This window comes from Aquabacterium humicola, assembly GCF_030167915.1.
In the GTDB taxonomy this organism is placed as follows: Bacteria; Pseudomonadota; Gammaproteobacteria; order Burkholderiales; family Burkholderiaceae_C; genus Pseudaquabacterium; species Pseudaquabacterium humicola.
This window is the reverse complement of the sequence record NZ_JARGNB010000002.1, coordinates 1,292,981-1,303,929: the sequence shown is the minus strand read 5'-3', so window position 1 is coordinate 1,303,929 and position 10,949 is coordinate 1,292,981. Positions and strand designations below refer to the sequence as shown.

Here is a 10,949-nt window from a genome sequence, read left to right as displayed (position 1 = left end):
GCGCTCCTGGTGGAGCTGCCCAAGGCCAAGACCGCCGACGACTTCGAAGCCCTGCTGCCCTGGCGGCTCACGCCTCCTAGCGCCAAATAGACACGTCCGCAAGGGACGTGTCTGGAGGAGCGCTTACGGTAGCTCACCCGCAGCAGCATCTTCAGCCGCCGGATCGCCGAAATGAGCTCCATGCCATCGATGGCATCGGGCATCAGCGTCACATCCCAGTGCGAGTAGGCGTTTCTGGCCTTCACCCACTTCCCGACCACGCCGAAATCGTGTCCGATGATCTTTCGCCTGATGTCATCAGGGATCACTTCAGCCAAGCTCAGCAGGCGCTCGCGCAGCGTGACCCTGACACCGGGCGCCGGCCTGTTCAGACCGCGATGGAAACCTTCGAGGGCCTGCATGACGCCGAGAAAGTCCAAGTGGGTGTTCCCCTCATCGTTCAGCACGTCAACAGCGAGGCGGCTCGGAAGGTCGATGTTGCTGTAGACGTCAAACCAACGCGTCAGCGCTTCGCTCAAGGAGGTACCCAAGGTTCGCTCGACGAGGAAGAACTGATCCTCTTCGGTGAACGTGCAAGTCTCGGAGTTCCTCAGGCTCAGAAGAACCGAACTGTCCAGACCACCGCCGGCGAGCGCAACCAGAATCTGGTCGGTCGAGATCGGCCCCCCGGACATCATCGTCAGCAGGGCCGCAACGCGACCGAAGATTTCGAGCAACGTGCCAAACGGCTGAGGCACGGTCGGGATGATCGTCACGCGGCCCATCGTTGACAGCACGAAGCCGCCCTGCCCCTTTTCCTCCGGGAGCACGTCAAGACTCAACTGAAGCTTGGCATCGGCGAGGTTGACGATGGCAACCTCGGGGTACTTCGCGACGATGGTCACGTGCGGCCTGCCGTCGTCGACCGGAGCCACCTCGGTCGTGTACCAGCGCCTGGAGAGCCAGTGCTGCAGTCCTGGCAGTCGGGCACTAAACTGAGTCAGAGGCGTACCTTCGTCAACATGGGAACCGACGACCACATGCAGCGCGGTGAGTTTCTGCACGCGTGACACGGCCCAGGGAAACGGTCGTGGGCCCGCATTAAGCGCATCGAGCATGCTCACCAGCTCGCCCGTGTAGAGGCGCCCGTGGATGACCGGGTATCGGTCCGCCGGCCTACTGTTGACCTCGCGTCGCTCAAGCTCATCATGGAGTTCCAGCCAAGCATCCCGGTCCTTCCAGGTGAACGTGCCGGGCACCGATCGCGCTGGATCGCTCGGAAGCCACCACGTTCCGAGCTCGCGAACTTCATCGGATATCGATCTGATCGGCATTGGTCACACCCGCAAAGGCTTCTGGACAGTCAGTTCTAAGCCGCGTGGCTCGTCGCCCAAGGCTACGCTGGTCGTTACGCCGGGGTCTGCTGCCCGCGCGATCACTTGACGGAATCGGTGTTTCCCCTCAACGGGATCACAGCTCGACGAGATTGAATCGTCTCGAACTGCGGACTTCTCACCCCACCAAGAGATTGCCAATGCGACCACGACACCGCACGAGATCACGAACCGACGCGGCTACGGCCGTATCCCAACACTCCTCCGCGCTACCGAAAGAAGCGCACTAGAATGGAGCAACGCAGATGGGATCTTGGGACGACGATGCCCTGGGACGCGAGGCGTACGCTGAATACCTCACGAAGTACCTTCGAAGTCGAGTCGTCGCCCCAAACGGAAACGCCACTCGGTCATTCACGTTGGCACTAGATGCTGGCTGGGGGACTGGGAAAAGCTTTTTCGTTCAGCGGTGGGCAGCCTCGCTCAAGAATCAACCAACACCTCACCCTGTTGTAGTCTTCGACGCTTGGGCAGCCGATTTCGCCGCGGACCCACTCATGGCATTCATGGCTGCCCTTAAGGACGCCCTGGATTCGGAGATTAGGAACGCAGGATTGCTAAAAGCCGCAAAGTTCAAGGCGTCGAAGGCGCTTGGCAAGGCCGTAAAGAACTTTAGGCAAGCCGCAGTCCCAACGATGCTTCACGTTGGCAAAGCTGTCGGCGGTAAGCTGTTGGGTGAATCGATCAACGACGTTGCCGACGCCATACGCATGGCCGCTGCCGGAGGGCTTGATGTCACTGCATTGAAGGACCTCGCGCTCAGCGACGACGGGCGCGAGCAAATTGGCGCCGCCCTTGACTTGTTCTTTGAGAAGGCCCTGGAAGAGCAAGGCGAACGAGCAACGGTCATCAGTGCATTTCGCCGGTCGTTGGAGGAGACCATCCATGCACTCACAAAGGATGGCAAAAGATCTCTCCCTCTATTTGTGTTCGTCGACGAGCTGGACCGCTGTAGGCCAACGTTTGCGATCTCTCTACTTGAGGGTATGAAGCATCTCTTTGGAGCGAACGGCGTTTGCTTTGTAATCTCCACGAATATTGAGCAACTGTCAGAGGCGACAAAGGCGGTGTACGGATCTGGTTTCGCCGCCAGGGAGTATTTGGATAGATTCTTTGATGTTACCTATGCGCTACCGCCTGCATCGCACTGGAAGTTCGCTGCGCTCCTGCTGAACCACCGACCTCTGCCAACCAGGCGATATGAGCTGGGACTGCCACAACGGGCTTTCAAAGATGACAACGTCGAAGCCAGTCCGCAAGCAGTGCTCGCCTGGGTCGCAAAGGTGTTCAATGTCGACCTCCGTTCGCAGGGAAGACTACTTGAGATGCTTTCCGCTGCGTGCGCAAATGCCGTGGGCCAACACGTTCAGCTGCTGTGGATGGCAGTCCTTTGCGCGTTCAGGCAAGGCCATCCACGGGCTTTCGATGAAATCGCTTCTGTCGGCACAACTCCTGAACGATTTCAGGAGTTGTTCGTCCAAGCGGTTGGAACACAACGGGACGCAAAGCGAAGCTATGACGACATGGTTCCAGTTAGCGGGCAGGGTCACCAACTCAAAACGATTGCCACCACGCTGAAGGAGGTGTCGCTCGAATACTTCCGCTACTCCCACCAGTTGGGGTCCGACGAGTTGATGGGAAGGTCGGCTGCGGAAAGGTTTCCGAAGTCGCTGCTGCATTCAATAGCCATGATCGCGCCCTCGGCCGCCGAGCGGCGCGGAAACTCCCCGTCGCCGATCTACCATTACTACGACCTCGTACGTACCGCCGGCTATCTTACGCAGGGGCCGCTCTGAAACGACCGGCGGCTTCACTGCCTCGATCAACAAAGAACGGCAAGCCGAACCGCAAAAGGGGCCCTAAGCCTCAAGTAGGTGCCGACCAAGTCGTGGAAAGGCGACCCGACCTCAGAACGCGTACAGTGGCTGTCGTGAGAAGCATCGACTCGCAACCTGACCCGACGGTTCCGCCGAAGCGCGAGCGCTCGACAGCAACATCAAGTCCCCTGCCTGAGCGAAACGAGACTGTCGTCGCGCCCGACGACTCTGTCACGTTCTTCTGCGGCGGAATTTGCACCGAGTACGATCCGAACGGCCCTCTTTCCGAGGACTGGATACCGCTGCTCGACCTCTCCGAGCTGACGGTTCCAGACCTGTCGGCGCCGGGGACGCGGGCGGACGACGCCAACACGACCTGACAGTTGGGGCTCGGGAGTCACCTTCGCCGAGCCCTGACAAGCCGAACTACACGACTGCTGCGCTGGGTCTCACGGGCCTGCTTCCGACCGCGAGTCTTGCGCTCAGCCAGCGCGGCGGTCGCCCTACGGCCGAGCGCCTGAAGCTCGGCCATCGTGTGCTTCGCCAACTGGTTCCGTCACGTGGCACGCCGTTCCGCCGCTGCTGCTCGATGCGCAGCCGCTCGGCTTCCACGATAGAAATCTCGTCCATCCACTCCTTCACGTCTTCCAGGCGCCACAGCAGCTTGCGCGTTCCGGGAATGATGTAGCGCGGTGGCAACGTCTCGGGTCGGCGAATGCTGTCGACCCTGACCGACTTTAAGCTTCGATGTACCAAAGACGCCAGTTCCGCGGCGTCGATCAGCGCAACGCTCGCGCGCATCGCCGCGATGGCGTCGCCGGAAACCATCTCACATACGAGGCGCTGCAGCTCGTCGAGGCCATCTACGAACGCACCGTCGTTTGCCTTTTGCGGGATGGCGCGGACTAGGCGTTTTGGGCCGCGAGGCCGTCCGGCGTATCATCGACCCCGCGCCCAAAAGCCACCTCCTGGCTCAGGCGCGCTATCTCAAACGTTAGAGCACGTGGCTGACATCACCCTTCCCCAGTGGGTTTCGCCGGTCGCTGACCTTCTCAGTCTGGTCGGCTTTGGAATCACTGTTTGGGTCCTTGTGGTCACACGCTCCCTAAAGCGTGCGTTCGCACTCAGGGCTCGAACTCCGGAACTGCGGAAGTCTCTCGCGGCATCTGCAAAGTCATTGCCCACGCTGATTCGGACTTGGCCCCTGAGCCGCAGCGACACTCTGGGCGAGCTTGCAAACGTTCGGGCGCTTCTTGAGAACCTTCGTATCAAGCTTCCAAGAAGCGAGCGGGCAACCATCGACCAACTCATACGTGCTCTTCGTGGGCGACGCAAAGCGCTTCTCCGTTGGATTCCAGCGTCCGAGTACGCAGAGGACGACCTTTGGAAGATCTTCGCTGATCTGCAGGGTGTTGTGACCGCGCTAGAGCAGCGCGAGAAGGATGCAAAGTGGGAGTGAGAGATGCCTTCTGAGATGCAGATCACGCGTTTGTTGTCCGAACTGACGAAGCTGACGTCAAAGGGCCAGTTGACCTGGCAAGTTTCTGATCCTCCGGAGTCCTTGACGCACGGAACGAACGACGTCTATCCGTTGTTTTTGCAGTCGGAGTACAAGGAGCAGCGCATTGGATTGGCTCAAAGACGCTATCAAGCCTTCGACGGCGACAACGAGCGTTTCTACTGGACCGAAGAACTAGTTTTTATGTTTATAGACTGGCGGGGCCGCGTCACCTGGGAGACGCGGTCATCATATGCAGCGCTGTACACACTCTTCGAAGCTGCACGTGAACAGGTCGCTGACGTCGATGGGATTCTGAAGAAGCTGCTTTCGGATAGCGACGACGAGCTCTAGCATGGCGTACGACATGGGGCGTCCTCACTACGCCTCGGGTTGCACGCTCGATTTCTACCTTCGTCTCCTCCATCCCTCCATCACATGAGCCCGAGCGAATGGCAAAGCGCGACGGGTGGCCGTCATATTGACTCGCCCCATGGAGGCAACCCGCCCGCCCCCCAAGGCGTGGGGTAAGCACGCTGCGCGCCGACGGGCATTTACCTCAGTCGGCGCGGCGGACCCTCTTGGGGAAACTTACCGCTTGCGACGGCGCCCCTTCAACGGGGGCGCATCCATCCGAATTGCGTCTTTGCTTACCCCGAGTCGGCGAGCGAGTTCCTCGCGTTCGCGTTCGCGCTCCTCTTGCACCCGAACGATCTCATCCATCCATCTCTTCACGTCGCTAACGCGCCATAGCATCTTCCGCGTGCCCGGGATCACGAACCGCGGGGGCAGCGTATGCGGACGGCGAAAGCAATCGACCTTGATCGACTTCTGCGTGCGGCCAATCAATTGCCCAAGCTCAGACGATCCGAGTGTTTGCATACCGTCAATGAGCGAATTCGACGGCTCCGGCGCCGCCACCACCGTTACCGTCGTTGTGTCTTTCGGAGGCCTGCCCGGCTTGCGTTTGCCGGCCAGGTGCGCAAATGGACAGCGACCGCACGGACCGCTGGAGTCACTGGTCGCCACCAGTTCTGATTGGTCGGAGTCCGAGTCCGCCACAAGCGAGTGAGTTTCGAGTACCTTGGAGGTCACAGCAGTTCTCCATAGTGAAAGTGCCCAGGAATGGGCAGCTGAACGCCGTGCGTGAGATGGCGCAGTTTTCTAAAGCGGAGTCGCACGCACGGCCCGAACGAGGATCCAGGACCCTCGATGGCGCCAAGCAAGACGCGGAGTCTGACTTGGACCATTCGGTAGGACCGGCAACTCAGGCCAGTCCTTTCTACGCGGCGTTGGTGGGGTAAACGGCGCTGCCGAAGCGCTCCCGAAGGCCACGAAATCGCGCCGAGACCTAGACGAGTTCGGTCCGCAAGCGGTCTATGCGCCGAGGTGACCTAGTTGCCCAGGGCCCCTGCACGCAGACTTCGTGGGTGCAGCGTTTACGCTGCCTGCCTTAGGTTTGTCATATACCCGTGCCGTGCGTGAATGCGACTAGTTGGAGAGGGTCGTCGTGACCCCGTTCGCGTCCTTCAAGGTGACGCGAACTCCACCGCCCAGGTTGCCCCGAGCATCAACGACCTGAACGCAGTCGCTCTCGGTCGTGGTGAAGAAATCGACGCGGCTCGTATGCAAGCAGGCATACGTACCGCCCTCGATCGAGTTGACACTCCACGTCTGCGTACGCGTACCGCTGGAGATCGGTCCACGGACGTTGTCGAGGGTCGAGCAGCCGGCGTACTCGGTTGCCGTCACATAGGGCCCGTTCTGGCCGACAGAAGCGCTCGTGGGCAGCTTGGTGCCGGAGCTGGTCACGGCGCAGGTGCCGTCCGACGTCGCGACGAACGCCTGATCGACGGTGCCGGCGAGGAACCATGGCGAAGCGGTGCCACTGCCAACGACCGCGCCGGAACTGTTCCGCAGCTGCATCGTCACGCTGGTTACGTCGTACGCTCGGCCGCGTGAAGATGTACTGAGCCCTTGCGCGATCGTGAGCGTAGCTGTCACGGCGACGCCGGTGTTCGTCGAGCCTGTCAACGCGTACGTGTGCGGCTGGCGCACGAAGCGCTCGAAAGCCGCGGCAACGTTCACCGATGTCGGCGCAGGCTGCGAGGCCGCAGGGGGCGTGCCATCCCCGCCCCCACCTCCGCCCCCGCATGCCGTCAGGAGAGCGACAGCAGACAGGGCCGCGCTGACCACACATCGTTCGGAAGTGTTCAACGTGTTCGGCTTCTGCATGTGAGGGTGACGATGCGGGCCCAGATTGAGACTCAAACGCGGCTGACTCAAAAGCATCATAACCGCAGACTTTGCGGATGCCGTCAACCGCCCGCAACACCGTGCCGCCCCCGTCGGCGCGCGAGTTGCTGGCGATCAACATGATCCGGTTGCGCCGCGCGAAAGGCTGGAGCCAGGAGGCGCTCGCCTTCGCCGCTGGACTGCACCGCACGTTCATCGGACACACGGAGCGCCAGGCGCGCAACGCATCCATCGACAGCGTGGAGCGGATTGCGAATGCACTGGAGGTGCCGATTCATGAGCTGTTTGTGCCGTCGTGTTCCTGAACTGCTCCGAAAGTGCGATCAACTGAGCGAGGTAAACCGGACCGCCCGCAGGAACAGTTTTGGGGGTACCCCGGGGGTCCGTTCGTCCCCCTCCGAATTGATCTCAATGCTTGGCATTTCCGTGCGCGCCCGCGGCCTTCGTTGCCGGCGAGCGACGGACGTGCCCTTCGACGCAGCTAGCATCGTCACGATCCATCCCGCTCGGAGGAGGAACGATGTCGCTGATTGGCTGCACCACCCCACTTCGCTTGCTCGCGGCGCTCGCCGCATCGACCTGCCCAGTGCTCTGCGCGGCTGCAGCAACAGCAGCCAGTTCCCCGCCGAGCGCAGCGGCACCAACCGCGTTGGAGGCTGAGTACTGGCGCTCAGCTGAGCGCGTCGGGACGGCAGACGCCTACCAGGCATACCTGGCAAGGTTTCCCGAAGGCTTCTTCGCCCCTCTCGCGCGAGCGGCGTTGGCCAAGACGAAGCAGGACGGCGCAGCCCCTGGGAATGCTCAGGCAACAGCAACCGACGGCTTACCGCCAGGTGCCGGGCCGGACGTGCAGCCTGCGCGCATAGCGGCTGCCGCTCCCAGCGGAGCCGTTTCGTTCGCGATCGGCGATGTGTTCCAAGGCCCGGGCTCAATCACCGTGGGTTGGCTGGGGGTCAAGAAGCAACTTGTCGTTCCACCGGGCAAGTGGGTGGTGCTCGCAGCGGAGGACAGCCGCAGCACGCACACCCGCCCTGTCCACTTGACGACCGTCGTGCTGGGACGGTTCGAAGGCTCCACGCTGCGCACGACGCTGGAGGCCATTTTCAACAGCCGCCCGGGCGGTGGCGGTACGTGGACCGACATGTTGAAGTGCGAAGCGAACGAGCCCGTTGCCGCGTTTCAACTGCGAAGAACCTTCGCAAATGTCAATGTGTGCTTGCAGCTCCGTGCCTCGAAGCCAAACCCGAGCGCCGGGTGGACCGGCGCGTGGGCCGCTGCACGCACGAACATTCATGCACTTGGTGCGAGGTTGAACGAAGCTGAGGGTTTGGCCACGCGGGTGATTCTGCAGGACAACGTCTTCAACTACATGCGGGTGAGCCGGTTCGATTGGGGGGGCTGGACAGACGCTGCTGCTGCTTCGAGCACGCCGCCTCTGAACGTGCTGCAGGATCGATCCGCGTGGGCCGTTACCTATGCGGGTTTCGCTTCCAAGGGTCTGGGGAAGAACCTCGCGACTGAAGACCTGGTGCCGGGCGGCGGGGGCGCGCCCTACGGGCTACCCATCCCTGACTGAAACGCGCCGTCGCGCGACGCCGTCGCACTGCGACCCTGTCTAGTCCTGTACGGAAACCCTGTCGCGAGAACGACGCGATCGTTCCCGGGGTGAGGGCTGCATCAATGCGTCCGTACCGAAACCAATTGCTTTCAGTACCCAACCACTACAGACTGTCACCCTGACAGAACCTTTGAACGGTGGGAGACAGCATGACCGGAAACGGGAAGAGCTCACGGCGGGTGGCCCTGTACGCGCGCGTCAGCACTGATCGGCAATCGACCGAGGCGCAACTCGTTGAGCTTCGTGAGGTCGCGCAGCGTTTGGGCTGGACGGTTGCCGAGGAGTTCGTGGACAAGGGTGTCAGCGGCGCAAAGGCTCCGCGCGAGCGCCCTCGCCTCACCGCGCTGCTGAAGGGCGTAGCGAGGCGCGAATTTGACCTGGTGGCCGCCTGGTCAGTCGATCGACTTGGCCGCTCGCTTATCGACCTCGTCGGCCTCCTGCAGGAGTTGCATGCGACGGGGATCGACCTCTATCTGCACCAGCAGGGGCTGAACACGACCACGCCCGCGGGCAAGGCGATGTTCGGGATGATGGGCGTGTTCGCCGAGTTCGAGCGCGGGATGATCCAGGAGCGCGTCAAGGCAGGCCTTGCTCGAGCGAGGTCAGCAGGGACGAAGTCCGGAAAACCCATTGGTCGGCCAACAGTTGCGCCAGACGTCGAGGCGAAGATCCGCCAGCTCCGTGCCGACGGCGTCGGCATCACAAGGACGGCCCGACTCATCGGCTGCGGCGTCTCAGTCGTTCAGCGTATCGACCTACAAGATCGAGCGCGCACCGATGGCTCTTGCTGAGAAGACTCATCTTACCACATTGTGAAATCTCGCCCGCGCGCCTTAACGCTCAGTCGCTGGAACCTAAAGCCGTCCTCTGGAACGCGGATCGAGACGAGCTGCGATGACGCGATGCGGCGCAAATCCTTCGCCGCATCGGCCCCGTCCCGGCTCGACTTACCCAGCGATGGCGTCAACGACGGTTCGTGCCAGTAGGATCAACGCATCGGGCGCGGCCTTCGCCAACAGGGTGGACGCGCACATCCGATGCGAGTACTACAGGCAGGCCGAGGGCTAGCCGTTCCCGATCGAAGACGGCCCCAACTTCGCCGGTGAGCTCGAGCTCAATCGCGGCGGCAATGAACGCCCGCTTGCGCGCGTCCGTTGAGAAGTGGACGCTTCGATTGCCACCGACGGATGTCAGCGCAGCGTCGCGCACCTCACGGCGAAGGTGAGGCAGCAGTTCGTTCAGATCGACGCCGCTGATCTTGTCGGGCGACAGTAGCCAGTTCGACCCACCGTAGACGACACGATCGTGCAACGTTCGCCGCTCCGCCGGAATGGCTTTGAACTCGCGAAGACGCTGCTGAAACAGGACGAGTTCCACCGGGGCCTGCCAGTCCTCGTCAGGTTCTGGGTAGGACGTCGCGTCTCCATATGAGGCGAAGAAGTTCAGAAAGGTAGAAGAATTCATGGCGAATCAATGGGTTAAAGCCCGACACCTTGCGGATCAGCACCGAGCGAAAAGGGGAAGTCGAACGCCCGCCACCATGCGGTAGCGGCCGCCGCAGAAACCGAACCGCGAAGTTCAGGGCGTGTCGATCACGTGTCGGCACCCGCGCTCAAGTCGGCCGGAGCGCCAAACGCGATGGAAATAGCCACCGATCAGAAAATCGATCGATCGCCACCGTTCACCGTCGGCGATCGGATGGAGCACCTCGACGCGTGGTATGCGTGAACAGTGGGTGACGCCATCGATCGCAAACTCCCCGACCTGCCGCCATGTCGGGCGGTCCACGAGGGCGTTGCTTCCCCGCCAAAGGTCAGTCGAGGCGACGCTGGACGCTTCGATGATGCGGAGCACCAGCCCTGACTCGGCGAAGGTACCTTCTTCAACGCGTTCTGTGCACACGCGATGCCGCAGCTCGAGCCCCGAACCGATGTAGATCTCGATGATCATGTCGCGGCCTCGGTGGACATCGAATCCATCAACGAGATCTGCTGCGGCAGACGAACTGCAGCGTAGGCGTTCACCGGAATCAGCATCCGCCCGGACACCGACCGGACCTGCCACAGTGCGCAATTGTCGTGACGATCCACCGATCGAGCCAACTGGAGGTCGCCAATAGAACACCCCTCGCGCGCCGCAAGAAGGCGACCGAGTGATCGTGCCGACGGCAACGGATTGCCGAGCGCCCTGCTCAGTTCCCCAGACGTGCGTGCGGTATGGAGGAGCGCAACAGCGCGAACCGGTTGATCACCGAAAGTCTGGACCCAGACAGCAAGCAGAGCGCTCACGTCGAAGGATGGGTACGGTCGGGTACGTGAAGGCTTGCTACAAGGCTCCCCGGATTTGCTAATCCCGGTGTTCTCTAAGGCAATGCAGCTGATTCCATT

At 61.7% G+C, this 10,949-nt stretch carries 14 protein-coding genes; 7 read left to right on the top strand and 7 right to left on the bottom strand.

What is annotated here, in order from left to right; all coding sequences use genetic code 11:
• Positions 1 to 1,238, bottom strand: a 1,238-nt coding sequence (locus P1K89_RS16210) for an ApeA N-terminal domain 1-containing protein (protein ID WP_284617472.1), incomplete at its 3' end; no start/stop codon positions are given.
• Between the two features lie 380 nt (positions 1,239 to 1,618).
• On the opposite strand from P1K89_RS16210, the gene P1K89_RS16205 reads away from it, so the two are divergent.
• Both P1K89_RS16205 and P1K89_RS16200 read left to right on the top strand, forming a co-directional pair.
• Positions 1,619 to 3,169 (top strand): KAP family P-loop NTPase fold protein, encoded by a 1,551-nt coding sequence (locus P1K89_RS16205; protein ID WP_284617471.1) that lies wholly within the window; start codon positions 1,619 to 1,621, stop codon positions 3,167 to 3,169.
• A gap of 134 nt (positions 3,170 to 3,303) precedes the next feature.
• On the top strand, positions 3,304 to 3,570 hold the full coding sequence (locus tag P1K89_RS16200) for a hypothetical protein (protein ID WP_284617470.1): 267 nt from the start codon (positions 3,304 to 3,306) through the stop codon (positions 3,568 to 3,570).
• A gap of 46 nt (positions 3,571 to 3,616) precedes the next feature.
• Here P1K89_RS16200 and P1K89_RS16195 read toward each other — a convergent pair whose 3' ends face one another.
• Complete coding sequence (locus P1K89_RS16195; protein WP_284617469.1) at positions 3,617 to 4,018, bottom strand: hypothetical protein; 402 nt, start codon at positions 4,016 to 4,018, stop codon at positions 3,617 to 3,619.
• 175 nt (positions 4,019 to 4,193) lie between these two features.
• Between P1K89_RS16195 and P1K89_RS16190 the strand changes: the two genes are divergently transcribed.
• Both P1K89_RS16190 and P1K89_RS16185 read left to right on the top strand, forming a co-directional pair.
• Positions 4,194 to 4,649 (top strand): hypothetical protein, encoded by a 456-nt coding sequence (locus P1K89_RS16190; protein ID WP_284617468.1) that lies wholly within the window; start codon positions 4,194 to 4,196, stop codon positions 4,647 to 4,649.
• Positions 4,650 to 4,664: 15 nt separating this feature from the next.
• Entirely contained in the window at positions 4,665 to 5,042 is a 378-nt protein-coding gene (locus tag P1K89_RS16185) for a hypothetical protein (protein ID WP_284617467.1), read from the top strand.
• A 237-nt stretch (positions 5,043 to 5,279) separates the two neighbouring features.
• Here the strand turns inward: P1K89_RS16185 and P1K89_RS16180 are convergent, their stop codons facing one another.
• Together P1K89_RS16180 and P1K89_RS16175 are read right to left on the bottom strand one after the other, a co-directional pair.
• Positions 5,280 to 5,783 carry a hypothetical protein gene (locus tag P1K89_RS16180; protein WP_284617466.1) on the bottom strand — a complete coding sequence of 168 codons (504 nt, stop codon included), beginning with the start codon at positions 5,781 to 5,783 and terminating at the stop codon, positions 5,280 to 5,282.
• 396 nt (positions 5,784 to 6,179) lie between these two features.
• The gene (locus P1K89_RS16175; protein WP_284617465.1) at positions 6,180 to 6,776 is read right to left on the bottom strand and encodes a hypothetical protein; all 597 of its coding nucleotides are present in this window, start codon (positions 6,774 to 6,776) and stop codon (positions 6,180 to 6,182) included.
• Between the two features lie 224 nt (positions 6,777 to 7,000).
• Between P1K89_RS16175 and P1K89_RS16170 the strand changes: the two genes are divergently transcribed.
• The 3 genes from P1K89_RS16170 (at position 7,001) to P1K89_RS16160 (ending at position 9,353) form a co-directional block, all read left to right on the top strand.
• Entirely contained in the window at positions 7,001 to 7,249 is a 249-nt protein-coding gene (locus P1K89_RS16170; protein ID WP_284617464.1) for a helix-turn-helix domain-containing protein, read from the top strand.
• A gap of 215 nt (positions 7,250 to 7,464) precedes the next feature.
• A complete protein-coding gene (locus P1K89_RS16165; protein WP_284617463.1) occupies positions 7,465 to 8,520 on the top strand; it encodes a hypothetical protein in 1,056 nt (351 codons plus the stop codon).
• A gap of 191 nt (positions 8,521 to 8,711) precedes the next feature.
• Complete coding sequence (locus P1K89_RS16160; protein WP_284617462.1) at positions 8,712 to 9,353, top strand: recombinase family protein; 642 nt, start codon at positions 8,712 to 8,714, stop codon at positions 9,351 to 9,353.
• Positions 9,354 to 9,525: 172 nt separating this feature from the next.
• Here the strand turns inward: P1K89_RS16160 and P1K89_RS16155 are convergent, their stop codons facing one another.
• The 3 genes from P1K89_RS16155 to P1K89_RS16145 all read right to left on the bottom strand — a co-directional run bounded on the left by P1K89_RS16155 (position 9,526) and on the right by P1K89_RS16145 (position 10,850).
• A complete protein-coding gene (locus tag P1K89_RS16155; RefSeq protein WP_284617461.1) occupies positions 9,526 to 10,026 on the bottom strand; it encodes a hypothetical protein in 501 nt (166 codons plus the stop codon).
• A 114-nt stretch (positions 10,027 to 10,140) separates the two neighbouring features.
• A complete protein-coding gene (locus P1K89_RS16150) occupies positions 10,141 to 10,512 on the bottom strand; it encodes a hypothetical protein (RefSeq protein ID WP_284617460.1) in 372 nt (123 codons plus the stop codon).
• The gene (locus P1K89_RS16145; protein WP_284617459.1) at positions 10,509 to 10,850 is read right to left on the bottom strand and encodes a hypothetical protein; all 342 of its coding nucleotides are present in this window, start codon (positions 10,848 to 10,850) and stop codon (positions 10,509 to 10,511) included. The genes P1K89_RS16150 and P1K89_RS16145 overlap by 4 nt, the downstream gene beginning before the upstream one ends.
• Between the last annotated feature and the right edge of the window lie 99 nt (positions 10,851 to 10,949).